Consider the following 18,601-nt stretch of genomic DNA (forward strand, 5'->3'; position numbering starts at 1 on the left):
TTATGCAATAGAGAAAAATGTGTCTAAAGATCGCACCAAGCCATCAAATTTGAGGAGTTGTACCAAATACAACCATCTCAGATTGCTGCCTGGAAAGCAAAGTACCAAGATACTTGACTTGCTTCCACCTGGTAGTTTTGTAAAACTAAAAAATCAGCCACATGATTTGCCTCCTTTTGAAATTATCAATTGCAAAGGAGGCAGGTGCTTAGTGAGACAACAATCATGGGGGAAATATGTTCATTGGGAAGTTGATCATCACAGACTGAAGTCAGCTTGATCAAAAAGGTCTAAATTCAGTACTTATTAAAACTCTATAAAGCTTTGATTGATCGCTACACACTGCCGGAAATGGGAAATATTTGGACAGATGATGCCAAATATCAAACATGGCTAGATGTTGAGCTTGCCGCTTGCGAAGCAAATTGGAAGCTTGGGGAAATTCCTGATATTGCAATAAAAGAAATACGTGAGAAAGCAAGCTTTGATAGCAGAAGAATTCTTGAGATAGAATCAGAAGTTCGTCATGATGTAATTGCTTTCCTAACGAACGTAAATGAATTTGTTGGAGACTCAGGGCGATTTATTCATGTTGGAATGACAAGTAGTGATGTTTTAGATACTGGCTTAGCATTGCAATTAAAAAGCTCAACAAAGTTATTGATCCAAGAAATAAAGAGTCTAAAAAATGCAATTCAATTAAAACTAAAAAGTCACAAGCAAACTCCAATGATTGGTCGCTCCCATGCCATCCATGGCGAACCAATTACTTTTGGATTTAAACTGGCTGGTTGGTTAGCAGAAACCAACCGCAATTTAATACGGCTGGAAAGACTGGAAAACGATATTTCTGTAGGACAAATCAGTGGGGCGATGGGTACTTATGCAAATACAAATCCTCAAATAGAAAAGCTTACATGCGAGACACTAGGTCTAAAAGCTGATACAGCAAGTACACAAGTTATCTCAAGAGATAGGCATGCAGATTACGTTCAAACTATTGCCCTAGTAGGATCTTCATTAGATAGATTTGCAACTGAAATAAGAAATTTACAGCGGACTGATTTACTCGAAGTAGAAGAAAGTTTTGCAAAAGGCCAAAAAGGAAGCTCTGCTATGCCACATAAAAGGAATCCCATACGTAGCGAACGTATTAGTGGTTTAGCTAGAGTACTTAGGAGTTATGTTTTAGCAGCATTAGAAAATGTTGTTCTTTGGCATGAAAGAGATATTACTCATAGCTCTACTGAAAGAATGATGCTTCCAGATGTTTCAATAACACTTCATTTTATGTTGAGGGAAATGACTGAAGTAATTGATGGACTTGGCGTTTACCCTGCAAACATGCGTATGAATATGAATATTTACGGAGGTGTGGTATTTAGTCAACGGGTTCTGTTAGCACTTATAAATAGTGGTCTCACTAGAGAAAAAGCCTATCAACTAGTTCAAAAGCACGCCCATTCTGCCTGGAATACTGAGTCAGGTGACTTTCGCGCTAATCTTGAAAATGATGATGCAATTACAAAAATGCTTACTACAGAAGAATTAGATAAGTGTTTTAGCACTAAATTGCACCAGGCTAATCTTGATACTATTTGGAATAGACTAGACGTTTAAAAACATCAATGCTATTCAGCAATTATGTACCTTTTTGAAAAGACTATCTACTACTCAAAAAATATATGTCCATGCCATCCCGAGTAGAACATGACAGCATTGGGGCAATTGAAGTCCCAACGAATGCATTGTGGGGAGCTCAAACTCAAAGGTGTCTACTAAATTTTGCTATTGGACAAGAGAAAATCCCTTTAAATCTTATATTTGCCTTAGCAAAGATCAAGCTGTCATCGTCAATAGTAAATAATCGTCTCGGTCTTATAAGTGATAAGAAAAAAACATTAATTATCCAAGCATGTACTGAAATACTAAAAGGGAAGCATAATTCTCAATTCCCTTTAAAGGTTTGGCAAACAGGTAGCGGCACACAAACTAATATGAACATAAATGAGGTTATTAGCAATATTGGTGCAAGGGCTACCGGCAACCCCTTAGGGAGCCATATACCCCTGCATCCGAATGATGATGTTAATTGTTCACAATCAACTAATGATGTATTCCCATCAGCTATTCATATAGCTACTATTGAGGAGATTAAAGCCAGCTTAATACCTGAACTAGAGAGCCTAATCAAAGTACTAATCCAAAAAAGTATTGCTTGGAGTGACATCATCAAAATTGGTCGTACTCACCTTCAAGATGCTGTCCCTCTATCCCTGGGACAAGAGGTATCAGCCTGGCAAAATCAATTAGATACTGCAAAGAATCGAATAGAAACAAGCCTAAGTGAACTCTATTCCCTTCCATTGGGTGGTACGGCAATAGGGACTGGATTAAATGCTCCTAAGTATTTTGATAAAGAAGTTGTATCTGAAGTTTCACTATTAACTAATTTACCCTTCAAGCCCGCAAAAAATAAGTTCTCAATTATGGCTAGTCACGATGGCTTAGTCAATACAATGAGTCAACTAAAACTGCTAGCAGTATCACTCTTAAAGATTGTTAATGACATTCGTTTGCTTTCTTGTGGTCCTCGAGCGGGCTTGGCTGAGCTAAAGCTCCCTGAGAATGAACCAGGAAGTTCTATCATGCCTGGGAAAATCAATCCAACCCAATGCGAAGCGATGTCAATGGTATGCATGCAAGTCATGGGTTTGGATTCTGCCGTAACTATGGGTGGTAGTGGTGGTCAGCTACAGATGAATGTCTACAAACCATTGCTGGGCTTCAATCTTCTAACAAGCATTCGATTACTAAACGATGCTTGCCAAAGTTGCAGGAAATTCATGCTTGAAGGCCTTCAAGCAAACGAATCAAGAATAGACAATGATCTAAATCAATCACTAATGTTAGTAACAGCTTTGTCCCCCAAGATTGGATATGAAAAAGCTTGCAAGATTGCACAATTCGCACACAAGGAAAACGTAAGTTTAAGGGAAGCAGCTATCGAACTTAAATATGTCAGTGCAGATGAATTTGACGAGTTAGTTAATCCAAAATTAATGGCAAATCCACATTCTGATTAAAAGCACTATTTTGATGAGCTAATTCTTTCAGTAGCAGGGTTGTACGCATCCTTGTTCCCACCATCTATTAGAAGATCTTCTGCATCACACACAGGAAAACGATTTACTGCTTTTAACGCTTGTCTTGCATTATTTCTTAGTTGCTTGCTAATAGCCTCACAATGAGGCACTTGTGACAATAAATCAATAGTACGTCGAATAATTCGTACGATATCTCCTTCATCCAGAGAAGTATTAGCAATTAAGTCTGTCCAATGTACTCCATTCGCCCAAGCTTCAATCAAGCCCATTAATGTTGACTCCCACCAAAGCGGTATATCAATGTGCTTTTGTTTCTGTTGAAGAGTTAATTCCCGACGTATTCCCGCCAGATCATTTAAAGCCTCTATAGATTGACTCGAAGCAGAGTAACCACTCCACAAATCAGGGCGATTAACATCTGTACTAATTGCTTCTAAAACAGCTGCAAGAGCTGATGGTTTCAACTCATCTAAATGCCCACTCATTAAAGATAGACCTAGCCATAGTTCATTATCCCCTCTTAAAGAGGCAACTGTTCTGCCTATTTCAGTAGAGTCATATTCATCTAAACATCCAAAATGCTGAAGAATCTCCATTAAAGCAAGAAAAGTATTCCAATGCCTACTAGCACGATGTGCTATTAATTGTTGTCGATTGTTTATCTCCAATTCCAACTCATTCATACGTTTGCGATGTTTTTTTAATTTTTTACGATCTCCCCATTTATGTGCTGGGAGCAATTCCAATTCTTCTTCTAATGTTTTAACAAGCTTTGCTTGGGAAAGAACCTCACCAGCTAAATCATACTGAGGGGTTCTCATATCATGAGACTTGGAAACCGTTTTGATTGCGAATGCCAATTGAGAACTCTCTTGATTCCCATGAGTGATTTCATTTAACTTCCAAAGACTAGGGCAATCACAGGTACTCACTTCTAGACAAGTTAATTCTGCATGCAGGCTCACTACAGATTTACAGGAGATTAAAGTCCAAACATTTTCATCTGTGAGGCATAAAAGCAATGGAAATTGACCAGGTCCATTTTGTTTTTTAACGATCACAGCAGGTGTAATACGTCCATGAAAAGGAGGTGCTTTCAAAGTTACAAGTGAGCCTATACTTGCAAATTGCAAAGCCAACGTAAGCTCATTAGCTAGAATTTCTGCTGCTTGCTTCTGAAGAATGCGCAGGAGTCGCCTTTCTTCCTTAAGGTGACCTTTTCTTTTCTCATAAGTTTCGAAGTCATTCCAAGGAATCTCTCCAGCAATTTCTTGTAATTTTTCTAACTGCTTTTTCAACTCCTCCACTATCGCTTCATCCTCAACCAAATCTAAGCCCGCCAAATAATGTCCAAAGCTTCTTTGAACTAACTCCTTTGATTTGTCGAGATCGTATCTTTGCAAAAGGTTAAGAACCATTCCATAACTAGGCGTAAATTGACTGACCAAAGGATCAGCACGACTAGTAGCTAATTGACCTGCTTCTCGAACTCCTTCAAAACGGCTTTGTACTGTTACAACATCTCCACGCGAGTCAAGGCCTCTCCTCCCTGCCCGGCCGGCCATCTGCAGGAATTCACTCCCCATTAGTTGACGATGCCCATTCTCTGTTCGTTTAGAAAGCACAGAGATAACTGTGCTGCGTGCTGGCATGTTAATCCCTGCAGCTAAAGTCTCAGTTGCAAACACAACCTTAATTAATCCTTGCTGAAAAAGCTCTTCTATCAACTCCTTCCAAGCTGGCAAAACACCTGCATGGTGTGAAGCAATCCCCCGAAGTAAAGCCTCTGAATGAATACCTTCACGGACAGCCTCTGAATTAGTCCTTACATATAAATTAAGACGTTCTTGAATCGCTTGCTTCTCCTGAACATTTACCAAGGAGGTGGATCCCAATTCTTGAACAGCTTTATCGCATCCACGTCTACTAAATATGAAATAAATTGCTGGAAGCATTTGTCTTTCAGCAATTTTTTTAATTACGAATTTTAAAGGTGGTGATTCAGGTTGAGGTGGCTTTGAAAAACGACTCTTCCTTTTGTGAGCTTTTGAAGGGCGCCACACCTTGCAATTTGGATGCAAACCAGTGCCATTATTATTTAGCAGTGGATGTAAACCTTTCGCACTACAGAAACTGAACTCCAATGGTACAGGTCGAAAATCACTAAAAATTAATTCTGTTGGGCCATGAACTTCTTCTATCCAATCTGTAAGTTGACCAGCATTCTCGACAGTGGCAGAGAGCGCAACAAGCTGAATAGTAGAGGGGCAATGAATAATTGACTCTTCCCATACAGTACCTCGTTGAGAATCATTCATATAATGACACTCATCCAACACCACTGTTTCAACATCCAGGAGAGGGTCAACATCGTCATTAATTTCTGCATAAAGCATGTTGCGAAAAATCTCAGTAGTCATCACAACAACCGATGCTTCTCTATTCATGCTTAGATCACCTGTCATCAGCCCAACATTCTCTGGGCCAAATTGATTTCTAAAGTCTCGAAGCTTCTGATTTGAAAGTGCTTTTAAGGGGGTTGTATAAAAAACTTTTTGACGATGAGCAATAGCCCGATGAATAGCATATTCACCAATCAATGTTTTTCCAGAACCAGTAGGAGCACTCACCACTACTGAATGACCTTGATTTAAAGCATCGATAGCCTCTAACTGGAAATCATCCAATTCAAATGGGAAGATTTCTTGAGGATCAAGAATCTTATTAACGACGTCGCCTGAAGTCGTAACACTCCCCCTGAACTCATTAATCTAATCTTAGTGAGCTAAGAGCAATTATTCTAATTGAATTATTCCAAGAAGATTAAGGTATCCAAATACTAAATTTGAATTCATCCATTGAAACGGGTAATGCCTTTGACATCAAACTAAAAAAATGTACAAAATCCCTCCATCAAGAATTCGAAAGCTAAGGACCCTTGCTCTAGGAAAGAACTCAACAGAATTAACCACCATCTATCCTGACAAAGAAAAAACTACTCTTATTGACCTTGCAAGTAATGACTACCTGGGCTTAAGTCGGCACCCAAATGTCATTGAAGCAGCCAACAAGATCATGAAATCTGAAGGGGTTGGTTCTGGTGGTTCGCGTCTTTTAACTGGAAGTAGACCAATACATTTAGAGCTTGAAAATGCATTAAGCGAATGGTTACAGCGAGAATCGGTTCTCCTTTTCCCAAGTGGATTCCAAGCAAATATTGCAGCTGTTACTGCATTGACAGATCGGAACAAAATAGTAATAGCAGATCGTTTGATACATCATTCTTTATTAGTTGGTGTACAAGCAAGTGGGGCAAGACTGAAACGATTTATCCATAATGATATGAATCATCTAGAAAGAATTCTTAAAGAGCATATTGATCAGAATCCTTTAGTACTCACGGAAAGTCTTTTCAGCATGGAAGGGACTACTGCTCCAATAAAGAAAATTTCTAACTTATGCAATCAATACAATGCGAATCTGATAGTTGATGAAGCTCATGCTCTTGGGGTTATGGGATCTAAAGGACGGGGTTTATGCTTCGAGATTTCAGAACCAGTAAAGATCATTAGTGGAACATTTGGGAAAGCCTTTGGCAGTGGTGGAGCATTTTTAGCAAGTAACAAGTCAATTAGAGATATTCTTATTCAAACTAGTGGGGCGTTTCGATATACAACAGCACTTGCTCCTCCATTAGCAGCGGCGGCATTGGAAGCTTTGAATTTAATTAAAAAGAATCCACATTGGGGACACCTTCTCCAAAAAGAATCTCAAAATTGGCGAAAGGCTTTAGCAAAACAAGGGTGGAACACACCCCCTGGCAGTGGACCAATACTCTCGTTAATTATTGGAGAAGATAAACTTACTCTTGAATATCAAGATAAATTAGAAACAAGAGGTCTACTAAGCTTTGCGATAAGACCCCCTACTGTTCCAGAAGAGACATCACGCTTAAGACTTGTACTAAGAAAAGATCTCCCGTCAGACACTCTTGAAAAGCTATTGTCTTCACTAGGCTCAAAATGAAACAAGTAATAGCTATGCATGGCTGGTGCAGTGATAGCAATAAATGGGCAAAGTGGAAACCTTATTTCATTGCAAATAAATGGTTTTGGCAAAGTGGAGAAAGAGGCTACGGGCAAAGGAAGCCTTTAAATCCATCATGGGTTAACGACACTTGCAAAGGCATGGATACAAAGAGAGTCCTAATTTGCCACTCTCTAGGTACACATCTCATCTCAAAGGAAATATATAGTAAAGCTACAGATATTGTTTTATTAAATAGTTTTAGTCGCTTCCTCCCCACCGGTAAAGAGAACCGGGCCTTGAAAATAGGCTTGCTTGGCATGCAAAAGCATTTGGAGCAGTCCTCAATGAACACAATGCTTTTATCTTTTTTAGAAAAAGCTAATAGTCCTCATTCAATAAACCAAATACCTGAAGGACCAATCCAACAGGGAATCACAGATGAAGGGAAAGCAAGACTTCAATCAGACTTAAACTTACTAATTAATACGAGTTCTTTACCAAAAGGATTATCAAAGAATGTAAAGGTTCTTGTGATTAATGGAGATCAAGATCGCATTTTGCTGCCCATAACTATAAATAATCTGTTAAAAGATCTCAATAAATACCTCAACAAAGAACCTGAAAATTGGACTATAGAGGGGCAAGGACATTCAATCATTTCATCAGACTTAATAATAAAAGTAAGAGCTTGGTTGGAGTCTTAAAAATGGGGAAAGACTTGCATAGCAATATTATTAGAAACTTTGAGGAGGCATCCGATAATTACAACCAATCTGCTGTTATTCAAAAAATATTTGCACACAAGCTAGCGAAGCAATGTTTACATCAAAATATCAATCCAGGAATTTGGCTTGATCTGGGTTCCGGGACAGGTTTATTAGCAGATATCTTAGAGGATTTACACCCTAGCCAATTAGTTATTAGAGTAGATGGAGCAAAGGAAATGCTTGAACAACATTCTCCTCAAAAGCAACTAAAGCTGTGGGATCTTGAATTAGGCCTACCAACAAACTTATCAAGATCTCCAAATCTAATTGCCTCTAACTTTGCACTCCATTGGCTAACCGAACCCAGAGTAAAAATTCAGCAATGGTTCTCTGCTTTAGCACCTGGCGGTTGGCTAGCGATTGCTCTTCCAGTCAAAGGGTGCTTCCCAGAATGGCATGCTGCGGCAAAGTCAGCGAAAGTAATCTGTACCGCAATGAACTTCCCTTCAAGCATTTCACTAGCCAATGCTATCCCAACCGAAAATATTCGATTTAACGAATTAGAAAGGTATACTCAAACAGAGGTTGAAATTGCTTCATTATTAAAACCAATAATAAAAGTAGGAGCTCACACAACCCCAAAGAAGTCTCTTAAAATTAGTCATTGGCGAAGGCTATATAATAATTGGCCAAAATCTACCCACTCTAATAAGCCACAGCTCACATGGTTAGTACAAATACTTTTGGCTCAAAAATGAATTCAAAGCCTCCTCATCTCATCATTTGTGGCACTGGAACTGATGTGGGGAAGACAATAGTTAGCAGTCTCTTTGTACAGGGTTTAGAAGGTATTTATTGGAAACCAATTCAAAGTGGACTAGAAGGTGGTGGGGACACTAAAAGAATATGCGATCTGTTAAACCTCCCTAAAGAAAGATATTTGCCAGAGGCCTATAAATTTAAAGCTCCCGTTTCGCCTCATTGGGCTGCAGAAAAAGAAAATCAATTAATCCACCAAAGCAAATTAACACTACCTTTGAGTAACAAACCCCTAATTATTGAAACTGCAGGAGGCTTGATGGTCCCTCTCAATCGTCAATTACTTCAAATTGATCAAATTAAAAAATGGGATTTACCAATAGTACTGGTTGCAAAGAGCGGGCTTGGGACTCTGAATCACACATTGCTTAGTATTGAGGCATTAAATAAGCGCAGCATTCCAATCTTAGGTCTTGTTCTCAATGGGCCTTCACATGAAGACAACCCAAAAACTTTAAAGCAACTAGGCAATATCCCTGTTCTCGCTGAATTACCTCAATTCAAAACCGTCTCTCCAGAAGTACTTCAAAAAGAATGGCTCAGACAAGATATTGGAACTTGCCTTAGAAATCTGCTAGAGAAATAATTTTAGCTAATAATTAAGAGGTAAAAACATTTGAAGAACTACTAGTATCAATAGAGAGCTCTTCACATAACTCTAAAAAGGTTAGGAACATACTGCTCTGCCCCTTGAAATCAACTTAAGAATCTAATTAACTCAACAATGACTAGCTGGGATGAAAACATCTGGCCACCATTTACACAAATTGCATCTTCGACACCCCAGAGGCGAGTACTAAGTGGTAAAAATGCGCTCCTAGAACTAGAGGGGCAGCCATCAGTTATTGATGCGATAAGTAGTTGGTGGGTAACACTTCACGGACATTCAAACAAATATGTCGCAAATGCAATTGCCGAGCAAGCCAAGCAACTAGAACAAGTCATTTTTGCTGATTTCAAGCATCCTCAAGCTGAAAGACTGGCTAAAAGATTGGGAAATTTAACCGGCCTCCAAAGATTGTTTTTTTCTGATAACGGTTCAACTGCTGTTGAAGTAGCTCTTAAGATCGCTTGCCAATATTGGCAAAACAAAAATGAGCCAAGGCATCAAATCATTGCTTTTGAAGGCGCATACCATGGCGACACTTTTGGAGCCATGGCAGTTGGAGAGCGTAACTTATTTAATGAATCATTCGAAGATAAGCTATTCCCCGTTAGCAGAGTCCCATGGCCAGCGACATGGTGGGGAGATGCAGATGTTGAAAAAAAAGAAAATAATGTCATTGAATCTCTAGAACGACTATTACAAAAACCTACTGCTGCCGTAATTCTTGAACCCTTAGTACAAGGTGCTGGAGGTATGGCAATGGTGAGAGCAGAGTTTCTAAAAAAAGTTGAAAAAGTTGTCAAAGAATCAAAAGCACTTCTTATAGCTGATGAAGTAATGACGGGGTTTGGTAGATGTGGCAGTTTATTTGCATCCCATCGTGCAAATATATCACCTGATCTCATGAGCCTTTCAAAAGGATTGACTAGTGGTTTCTTGCCAATGGGGGTCACGATGGCGAAGGAGGAAATTTTTCAAACATTTATAGGCGAAGACCCACGTCTAACATTTTGGCATGGCCATAGTTTTACAGCTAACCCTTTAGGGTGTGCTGCTGCTAATGCAAGTTTAGATCTTCTGGAAAAAACTCCCTTGGCCTACACCAGCTTTGAATCACGCCACTTACCTCATTTACAGAAATTAGTCTCTACTCCAAAAGTAACAAAACCCAGACTTACCGGGACTATTGCTGCTTTTGACATCAAAGCCAACGGGAGAGGAGGCTATTTAAATGCTGCGGGGAAAGCCTTAAAAAAATACGCACTAGATCATGATGTATTTATTAGACCTCTTGGTAATGTTGTATACCTCCTCCCACCGCTTTGTATTAGTGATTCACAATTAGAAAAGTGTTATACAACTATCGAGAAAGGTCTTGAGGAGCTCTAAGTTAAATCTTATGGTCCTTGCTTCAAGGCATCTTCCACATCTTGCCTTGAAAGACCATAAGGAAATCCAAATTGACTTTTTTGCTCACCTTTAATCCAAATTACACGTAATTCATCTTGCCCAACCTCTATCTCTGCTGACCATTGCGCGAAGACCCAAAACCAAATGCAAGGGTCTTCCTCACTTTTTGTAGCACCAAGCTCAGAGAGCCAAAATTCTAAAGCTCCTAAAGAATGTTGATTCAAAGGGGTTTTAGCTGGGGGAAGTGAGAGCATATCTAGGTCTCAAAGGAGTAATAACAATCAAAGATTCTTGAGTACTAAGCCAGCTGGGATGAACTTGTAATTCCCGGCCATTAACTAAAGCAAACCCTACACCTAAGAACAAACTAATTAAAAGAGCTGCACACAAAAGAAATAAGGAAAGCAACTCACCACCAGATAAGCTCCTCCGAGGGGAAGTTTCGAATTTCTTCGTAGTAGAAAGCTTAGATAACAATCCTGGGAAATTAGTAGAACTGACTTGTGCCAAGTTTTCATGACGAAGGATTCGGTCATAATTTTCCCTTCGTTTAGGATCTGACAACAATTCATAAGCCTTATATACCTCTTGGAATTTTCGCGCTGCTTCTTCGACTGGTAACAAAGTAGTATCAGGATGCAACTCTTTACTTAATCGATAAAAAGCCTTCCTCAAAGTTTGAGGATCAGCTGATGGAGAAACACCCAACAATTCGTAATAGCTACCAGAGTGAATCAAAGCCTTATGTATGACATATTTAATTTACAAGCATGAAATGAAATCGCATTTTATTTATGCCCATTAAGGACAATTACTCAAATAAAGCCTGCTTCATCTGGGATACAATCAACTGGGTACCATCCTCAAAGCAATTTCAACAGTTTCTTCAACTGCAATCTCATTTACAAGAATGGAATAATTCTATCAATCTAACCCGTCTTCTTTATGGAAGTGACTATTGGGTCTCACAAGTTATTGATAGTCTATGGCCTATAAAAAATGAATTGCAAACAACATCATCTAAAAAAATTGTTGACATCGGAACAGGTTGCGGTTTCCCCGGGCTGGCAATTGCAATAGCTTTGCCATATGCGGATTTGACTTTGGTAGATTCAACTAGTCGAAAAACAAAAGTACTTCAATCCATTGTAGATTCACTTGGATTAAGAGAAAGAGTACGTATTAGAACGGAAAGAGCAGAAATCACAGGGCAAAATGCTTGCTGTAGAGAATTTTATGATATAGCGGTTGCCAGAGCCGTATCGTCCGCTCCTATCGTAGCCGAATATCTAGTTCCACTTTTAACATCAACTGGTGAAGCAATCCTATATAAAGGGCAGTGGAGCCAAAGTGATCACAACGACCTAAACAGCGCTCTCAAGCATTTAAAGGCAAAGATAACAAATATAGAAAGCATTTATCTTCCTGAAGAGAAAGGAGTTAGACATGCAATCACACTCATGAGTGTAGAAAAATGTCCTTTAAATTACCCTAGATCAATTGGAATACCAGCAAAAAGGCCGTTAGGTACCTGATAATCTTTTTATAGAATCACCTCCCAAATGATATTTTAATTTGCGTAGCAAATTAGGAATTTCATCTTGCCAAGGACTTCTATATAAAGCCTCTTTTAAATCATTTTCACAAACCTCTTGGTCTAAATGGTCAGCATTAGCTCCTGGAAACCAATGATTAGCTTGACCTAACAACCTGTAACGGGTTTTAGCATAATTTTCCATCCCCCATGATTCCATAAGGTTATAAAGCCAAAGCAGCACAGGTATATTAATTTCCCCTGGGGTTTCATTCCAGCTTGGCAAGCCTACTTTCCATGTGGAAAGCCATTTGCTACCCAATGCCACTCTAGAAGCATAAAGTAGACGTTTTTGAATTATTGGGATCAATTCCATAGATGTATTTAGCAAATCAACTGCTTCTAAATGCTTTTTAAAATTTGCAGGGCTATCTACTCCTATGCTAATCGTATGAATTCGTTTATCTTGCAAACAAAAAAGGTCATTAAAGACAATTGGATGCAATGGGGAACATAATTTTAAAAGGTCTGGAGATGGTGAATGTAGGTGACCACCCTTATCAGTAGGACTAATAATAAATACTCCTAAATCCAATTTATTAGCAGCTTTAATTGCAGGTTCATTATCTTGAAAAATAAAATACCAATGCAGGTTTACGTAATCAAATTCGTTAGTCTCAATAGCTTTAATAATTAAGTCCGTCGCAGCATGCGTCGAAAATCCAACATGACCTATTAACCCTCTAGATTGCCATTTTCGAACAACCTCTAGGCATCCACCAGGCCTGATTGTCTGATCTAAATGTTCATCAAGGTTTAGACCATGTATAGCAAGTAAATCAATCCTCTTACAGTTTAATTTCTGAAAACTCAACTCTAGTTCTCGCTCAAATTCACTAGCATCATCTCTCGGTGGGATTTTTGTTTGAATGATACGTTCTGAGTCGTCAACTTTCTGCATTGCCAAACCCAATTGAAGCTCAGAACTTCCATAGTGCCTAGCTGTTTCTATATGGTGCAAGCCATGTGCCTTAGCATGTTCTAATACAGCCTCCAATTCCCATTGATTTTTATTTTCTATTGCATTAATCGATAAATCCGTCCAGCTCTGCTGAAAACGCATCCCACCTACAGAAAGGATTGGCATATTTATCTGAGTACGTCCAAAACGTCTTGTTGGTACTTTGATCTGCATTAATCAAAATCTATCAATTGCTCGAAGGCTGCACCCGCCTTGAAATTTTTGGAAGCATTCCTAAGGGATGTACACCATTTTCTTCCAACTTTGCTCGTAAATCATCTAGTTCTTCAAATTTAACCCAATGAATACAATTTACGGGGCAAGTATCTATCGCCTCTTGAATAACCTCTGTAGTATCTCCATCCTGACGAAAAGCCCTTGCTCTCCCCATAATGCTTTCCATTGCAAATGTATTAGTCGCAACTGAATTGCAATAAGTACAACCTATACAAGTTGATTCATCAACCCATACAGCTTTTGTGCGAAGCTTCCCTCCCAGGATGGGTTCTCTACCATTTATAGAGGGATCCTCGAAAACCTTTACCTCAAAAGCTATCGAAGAATTATTAGTCAAGAGTTAAGCTTAAGAGTCCCAGCGTGTAACAACTATTTCAATTGAACCATCAACATTATTCTTTGTTTCTGCTACTTCAAATCCTTCTTCAGCTGTTGCGGTGAGTACTGTTGTTAAAGCATATTGTTGAGTTAATTTTGCTAAAAACCTATCTACGGGAATTTGCTGTTTCCAAAGATCTAAATCTGTTACTAGTTCATAAGCTTTTGAAGTTTCATTCCAACGAAAACCTATATCACCGCCATGAGGCATTTGAATTGACATTTGAGCCTTCACTGTTTGGCCTCTATAGCCTCTAACAAGCTGTTCTCCCTCTTGCGGGACATATCCAAGATTATGGAGTGCTTGAAGCAAGGGCTCTCTTTTACGTAGCTGAGTTTTGACAGTACTGAAGTGGGACATCAGGAGATCTCTAGTGAAATTGACTGAGATTGAACTTCTTCTTCAAGATAAGCCTCTGCTTTCAGAGCTCGATTTTCAACGCTGCCAATTGCAGCCTCGATCCTCTCTGTCAACTGATTACATGACTTTCCAACCACTCCATCAACCGATTCTTCAACAACGCCATCTTGACGAATTCGAAATCGCAAAATGCGCTGAGGCATGCATCAGAAAATGAAGGTACTAAATGCTATATAAAATGGGTCAAAGTAGTGAGTTCATTTGTAACATCGAAATATTAAAAATCACAAATCAAAACAAACTCCTTTCCTCAAGGGCCAATTTTACTCGAGCCTGAACCTCAGGTGTATCTATTTGCTCCAATACAACTCGAGCCTCATCTCTAACAGAAGCTTCCGAATCATTAAGCAAAGAGAAAATTAAAGCATCCATGAATTCAACCTTGAAGTTTTCAGAAATTAGTTCATATAATCTCCCAAGTGACCAAATACAATTACTTCGCACAACTGGTTCATCATCAATCTTCAAGCTTATTAATAACTCAGTCACAACTTCAGTGGCATTAGCAGTAGAACTTAAGCCAACTTCAGCTAAAGAGCTAGCCGCCCATAAACGTACAGCTGCTATATCTGTTTTTAAAGAATTAATAAGAGGCTTCATGACTGGTGCATTTGAATAATTACCCAAACTCCATGCAGCAGCCTTCCTTACATATGCATTCTCGTCTTTCTCTAAGAGTTCAAGAAGAATATTCACTGCACGAGCTGAAGGGTTCCTACCAAGGGCATAAACAGCGCTCATCCTCTCCACTGGACAAGGTTCTGACAATAAAGGTACTAACAAAGGCAAAGACCTGGGATCTCTGTGCTCGCAAAACACTCTTAATCCCTGTAAACGTTCTTCATGACCTTGTTGCAACCATTTAAGACCTGCTTCACAATCATTTGCAACTTTTGCTTGATCTGAATCTAGAGCATCTAAATCAATATCATCCAAAGGATCCCCTTGAAGTTCAGCTGCTAATTCTTTAGCAAGGACTTCCGGATCAATGGTCATTTTCAAAAGACCATCATCATTCAAGTTGAAATTCTCTTGAGTCATAAATTCATTCTAAAAGTCTTAGCAACTCAACCAACTGGTGCGGGAGCAAGCATGTCACCAGGAAGCCAAATCCGAGCACTTACGGCCAAGAAGGCCACTGCAAATAGACCTACAATTAGTATTGGCAAGATTGTTGAACGAAGAAAACTCACAATTGAAATACATTTTCAACCATTTTGCTTCAATCTTAGAAATATCCAAACTTATAATTTAAAAAAAGTTCTTCTAAATAGATTTCTATTGGTAGAAACAAGACAAAAACCACACACTATTAACCCAATCCAACCTCCCCTTTCCTGATGTAGCAAGAAAGACCCTGACGCAAAAAGAGCACCAAAAAGTATTCCAATACTCATAAGAAAGCTTATAAATAAATCTTTTAGAGAATCAACTGGTTCAACATTTAACTTCCTTCGTAAGACCTTCCATCCAGGTCCTGGTGGTTTAACTTGGATTACAAATTTTTCTAAAACCTCATCTGATTCTGGGGGGGTTAACATCATCGTCATTAACCAAATAATTGCTGTAAATCCAGTTGTAAAAAGCAGTTTGACGCCATAGTCTTCTATCCTGAAAATTGGGACTATGGATGTTGTAAGTCCTACAACAAAACCAGATATCATTGCTGCCAATTCGGCTATCGCATTAACCCGCCACCACAACCACCTCAGGACAAGCACAACTCCTGGACCAGTTCCAATAGCTATTACTAAACGAAAAATAGTTCCGATACTGTCACTTATTAAAGCGGTAAGAATGCCTAAAGCAAGCAACATGCAACTAGTTATTTGGCCTAAAAAAAGCAATTCTTTTGGCCGAGCTGATGGTCTTAAAAACCGTTGATAAAGATCATGCGTTAAGTAACTTGCTCCCCAATTAATTGAAGTGCTCACAGTACTCATAAACGCTGCCACCAGTGACACAACTACTATCCCCAATATGGCTGGAGGCAGATATTGAACTGCAAGCGTGGGATAACTCATCTCCCAGTCCTGTTGCGCTGGAAGAAGCACAATCGCACCAAGAGCAACGATAATCCACAACCAACTTCTCACTAGATAATTGACAACTAGAAATACCCATCCTGCAAACTTTGCTTGTTTCTCATCTTTAGTGGCAAGCAATCTTTGAACAAACTCTCCTCCCCCATCACTGCGTCTAAAACTCCACCATTGCAAAGCAATAAATGCTGAAAACGTTGAGACACTCATACCAGCTCCACCAATCCATTCAAAACGGTTTTCTGTCCATCTCCAAGGGAAAATCGAGAGTAGTTCGGGCCTTTCTAAATCTTTAAGTTGAGATAGCATTTGTCCCATCCCTCCTGAAGCATGAATCACTACAAAAGCAAGTGCAAATGCACCTATGAGAGCTAAAATCAATTGAATAAAGTCATTAACAACAACAGCCCATAACCCTCCAACAACTGTATAAACAAGCAATAGTGTTGCTACAGCAATAAGGAAAAGCAGAGTGTCACTGATGGGTCCAAATACAAGATGACCATCTACTATTCCTAATGCTTCTGCAACCTTACGTATAGCCAAGAATGCATAGCCAATGCCTATACAATTAATTGGTATAGCAAGTAAAAAAGCCTTGACAGCTCGCAAACATGCTGCAGAGGAGCCCCCATACCGCAGCTCTGTAAAAGCCGCATCAGTCATTACACCAGTACGCCTCCACAAAGGAGCAAAGACAATAGTCATGGCGATATGAGCAAAGCCAAAACTCCACCATTCCCAATTACCAGGGAGTCCTCGAGTCCCAACAACTCCAGCCACATAAAGAGGAGTATCAATTGAAAAAGTAGTCGCTGCCATCGAAGCACCCGCTAGCCACCCTGTCAAACTGCGGCCTGCAACGAAATAATCAGTATCAGAACGATTTTTATGGGAAAGCCCTACACCCAATATTAAAGTGATTACTAAATAGCCAAAAAGAATTAACCAATCAATGAATGCCATAAATTTGTTTAATTACCCATGAGGTAAAGCTTGATTAAGAAAAGCTAAATCAAAGACGCATGTTGTCGCCGTAGTTGACCACAGGCTGCATTCTTATCCAGCCCTCGACTAGATCTAAGGCTTACTGCAATTCCCCTATTTCTTAAAGCTTCCATAAATTTCCTTATTCTTGCAAGTGAAGGTCGTTGAAAATCTTCCTCATCTATTGGGTTATAGGCAATTAAGTTCACATGACTCTGAAAGCCACCTATGAGATCAGATAATTCTTCTGCATGTTGAATCTGGTCATTAATTTCTCCTAATAAAATGTATTCAAAACTTACTCTCCTCCCAGTAACAGAGAAATAATGCTTGCAATCATCAAGTAAGTCTCTAATCGGGTACGACTTAGCAGAAGGTATTAACATTTCACGCAGTTTTTGGTTTGGCGCATGAAGGCTGACCGCGAGCGTAAATTGCACACGACCTAAACGTTCTAAAGCTAATTCAGCTAACTGAGAAAGAGTGCCTTGCACACCAACCGTGCTGAGAGTAATACGACGTTGGCCAATACCCAAATCAGTATTCATACAACTAATTGAATCCAAAACAGATTCAATATTCAATAAAGGTTCCCCCATCCCCATAAAAACAACATGGGAAGCTCGTCGCTGAAATGCTTCTCTAGTACTCAGAACTTGATCAACAATTTCATTGACTTCCAAAGAACGTTGTAAACCTCCTTTCCCAGTAGCACAAAATTTACATCCCATAGGACAACCAACTTGACTGGAAACACAAATAGTCAAACGATTCTTTGTAGGAATACCAACAGTTTCAATAATTTCTCCATCAGTAGTTCCAAGTAATAATTTTATTGTTTGATCATTTGCTTCCAACCGTTTAATTTCTCTAAGACGTCCTATTTGAAAACCTTGATTGTTTAGAGAATTACGCCATGACTTTGGTAAAACAAAAATATCTTCTATACTTTTTACACCCTTTCCATACACAAATTCATGCAATTGACGTCCTCTATAAGTTGACTCTCCATGATCCTTTGCAAGCTTCTCAAGCTGACTAATATTTCTGCCTAGTAAAACAATCTTTTCTGCTTTTGATACTGAAGCAATCACCTTACTAATAAACCATGTCCCAATTTAACTTCTAATATAATCAAAGCAATGAATCCTATCATTGCCAACCGACCATTTAATTTCTCGGTATGTCCATGAAAACCATATTTAGGCAAAGTCCTTTTTGGAATTAGTTTTGGTTTAAGCATTTAATTTGTGATAGCTACAATTAAGTTAAGGTTAAAACATAGTTTTAATGCCTATTCAA

General features: G+C 39.1%; 21 protein-coding genes. 9 read left to right on the forward strand and 12 right to left on the reverse strand.

Annotated features, from left to right (window positions below):
- Positions 1–19: 19 nt before the first annotated feature.
- The 3 genes from O5635_RS05150 (at position 20) to O5635_RS05160 (ending at position 3,086) form a co-directional block, all read left to right on the forward strand.
- A complete protein-coding gene (locus tag O5635_RS05150; protein WP_332299659.1) occupies positions 20–280 on the forward strand; it encodes a hypothetical protein in 261 nt (86 codons plus the stop codon).
- Positions 281–324: 44 nt separating this feature from the next.
- Complete coding sequence (gene purB / locus O5635_RS05155; RefSeq protein ID WP_036900546.1) at positions 325–1,620, forward strand: adenylosuccinate lyase; 1,296 nt, start codon at positions 325–327, stop codon at positions 1,618–1,620.
- Between the two features lie 65 nt (positions 1,621–1,685).
- The gene (locus O5635_RS05160; protein WP_036900548.1) at positions 1,686–3,086 is read left to right on the forward strand and encodes a class II fumarate hydratase; all 1,401 of its coding nucleotides are present in this window, start codon (positions 1,686–1,688) and stop codon (positions 3,084–3,086) included.
- A 5-nt stretch (positions 3,087–3,091) separates the two neighbouring features.
- On the opposite strand, the gene O5635_RS05165 is transcribed toward O5635_RS05160, so the two are convergent.
- On the reverse strand, positions 3,092–5,878 hold the full coding sequence (locus tag O5635_RS05165; RefSeq protein WP_036900550.1) for a DEAD/DEAH box helicase: 2,787 nt from the start codon (positions 5,876–5,878) through the stop codon (positions 3,092–3,094).
- A gap of 124 nt (positions 5,879–6,002) precedes the next feature.
- Between O5635_RS05165 and O5635_RS05170 the strand changes: the two genes are divergently transcribed.
- From O5635_RS05170 to bioA, 5 genes are all read left to right on the forward strand, one after another.
- On the forward strand, positions 6,003–7,133 hold the full coding sequence (locus tag O5635_RS05170) for an aminotransferase class I/II-fold pyridoxal phosphate-dependent enzyme (RefSeq protein WP_036900552.1): 1,131 nt from the start codon (positions 6,003–6,005) through the stop codon (positions 7,131–7,133).
- Positions 7,130–7,840, forward strand: coding sequence for a hypothetical protein (locus O5635_RS05175; RefSeq protein WP_036900553.1), 711 nt, complete (start codon positions 7,130–7,132; stop codon positions 7,838–7,840). The genes O5635_RS05170 and O5635_RS05175 overlap by 4 nt, the downstream gene beginning before the upstream one ends.
- Positions 7,841–7,842: 2 nt before the next feature.
- Positions 7,843–8,601: a methyltransferase domain-containing protein gene (locus O5635_RS05180; protein ID WP_036900555.1), complete on the forward strand. Its 759-nt coding sequence runs from the start codon at positions 7,843–7,845 to the stop codon at positions 8,599–8,601.
- Positions 8,598–9,248 (forward strand): dethiobiotin synthase, encoded by a 651-nt coding sequence (bioD, locus tag O5635_RS05185; protein ID WP_036901037.1) that lies wholly within the window; start codon positions 8,598–8,600, stop codon positions 9,246–9,248. The genes O5635_RS05180 and bioD overlap by 4 nt, the downstream gene beginning before the upstream one ends.
- 138 nt (positions 9,249–9,386) lie before the next feature.
- Positions 9,387–10,658, forward strand: coding sequence for an adenosylmethionine--8-amino-7-oxononanoate transaminase (gene bioA / locus O5635_RS05190; RefSeq protein WP_036900557.1), 1,272 nt, complete (start codon positions 9,387–9,389; stop codon positions 10,656–10,658).
- An 8-nt stretch (positions 10,659–10,666) separates the two neighbouring features.
- On the opposite strand, the gene O5635_RS05195 is transcribed toward bioA, so the two are convergent.
- Complete coding sequence (locus O5635_RS05195; protein WP_036900559.1) at positions 10,667–10,933, reverse strand: DUF3143 domain-containing protein; 267 nt, start codon at positions 10,931–10,933, stop codon at positions 10,667–10,669.
- The gene (locus O5635_RS05200; RefSeq protein ID WP_081934251.1) at positions 10,911–11,417 is read right to left on the reverse strand and encodes a DnaJ domain-containing protein; all 507 of its coding nucleotides are present in this window, start codon (positions 11,415–11,417) and stop codon (positions 10,911–10,913) included. Before O5635_RS05200 ends, O5635_RS05195 begins: the two co-directional genes overlap by 23 nt.
- Before the next feature lie 56 nt (positions 11,418–11,473).
- Here O5635_RS05200 and rsmG point away from each other — a divergent pair, with 56 nt between their 5' ends.
- Positions 11,474–12,214, forward strand: coding sequence for a 16S rRNA (guanine(527)-N(7))-methyltransferase RsmG (rsmG, locus tag O5635_RS05205; RefSeq protein ID WP_036900560.1), 741 nt, complete (start codon positions 11,474–11,476; stop codon positions 12,212–12,214).
- On the opposite strand, the gene O5635_RS05210 is transcribed toward rsmG, so the two are convergent.
- The 9 genes from O5635_RS05210 to O5635_RS05250 form a co-directional block, all read right to left on the reverse strand.
- A complete protein-coding gene (locus tag O5635_RS05210; protein ID WP_036900562.1) occupies positions 12,203–13,408 on the reverse strand; it encodes an aldo/keto reductase in 1,206 nt (401 codons plus the stop codon). The genes rsmG and O5635_RS05210 overlap by 12 nt on opposite strands.
- Positions 13,409–13,421: 13 nt before the next feature.
- On the reverse strand, positions 13,422–13,808 hold the full coding sequence (locus tag O5635_RS05215; protein WP_036900564.1) for a ferredoxin: 387 nt from the start codon (positions 13,806–13,808) through the stop codon (positions 13,422–13,424).
- Positions 13,809–13,817: 9 nt separating this feature from the next.
- Complete coding sequence (locus O5635_RS05220) at positions 13,818–14,210, reverse strand: DUF1257 domain-containing protein (RefSeq protein WP_269607136.1); 393 nt, start codon at positions 14,208–14,210, stop codon at positions 13,818–13,820.
- Positions 14,210–14,413, reverse strand: coding sequence for a DUF2997 domain-containing protein (locus O5635_RS05225; protein WP_036900568.1), 204 nt, complete (start codon positions 14,411–14,413; stop codon positions 14,210–14,212). The genes O5635_RS05220 and O5635_RS05225 overlap by 1 nt, the downstream gene beginning before the upstream one ends.
- An 88-nt stretch (positions 14,414–14,501) precedes the next feature.
- Positions 14,502–15,311 carry a HEAT repeat domain-containing protein gene (locus O5635_RS05230; protein WP_036900570.1) on the reverse strand — a complete coding sequence of 270 codons (810 nt, stop codon included), beginning with the start codon at positions 15,309–15,311 and terminating at the stop codon, positions 14,502–14,504.
- A 26-nt stretch (positions 15,312–15,337) separates the two neighbouring features.
- Positions 15,338–15,463 (reverse strand): hypothetical protein, encoded by a 126-nt coding sequence (locus tag O5635_RS05235; RefSeq protein WP_269607137.1) that lies wholly within the window; start codon positions 15,461–15,463, stop codon positions 15,338–15,340.
- A 51-nt stretch (positions 15,464–15,514) separates the two neighbouring features.
- Positions 15,515–17,278: a sodium:solute symporter family protein gene (locus tag O5635_RS05240; RefSeq protein WP_036900571.1), complete on the reverse strand. Its 1,764-nt coding sequence runs from the start codon at positions 17,276–17,278 to the stop codon at positions 15,515–15,517.
- A 44-nt stretch (positions 17,279–17,322) separates the two neighbouring features.
- On the reverse strand, positions 17,323–18,393 hold the full coding sequence (rlmN, locus tag O5635_RS05245) for a 23S rRNA (adenine(2503)-C(2))-methyltransferase RlmN (RefSeq protein ID WP_152557253.1): 1,071 nt from the start codon (positions 18,391–18,393) through the stop codon (positions 17,323–17,325).
- On the reverse strand, positions 18,390–18,542 hold the full coding sequence (locus O5635_RS05250; protein WP_036900573.1) for a high light inducible protein: 153 nt from the start codon (positions 18,540–18,542) through the stop codon (positions 18,390–18,392). Before O5635_RS05250 ends, rlmN begins: the two co-directional genes overlap by 4 nt.
- Positions 18,543–18,601 lie beyond the last annotated feature (59 nt).

The sequence above is a fragment of the Prochlorococcus marinus str. MIT 0919 genome (assembly GCF_027359375.1).
Classification (GTDB): domain Bacteria; phylum Cyanobacteriota; class Cyanobacteriia; order PCC-6307; family Cyanobiaceae; genus Prochlorococcus_D.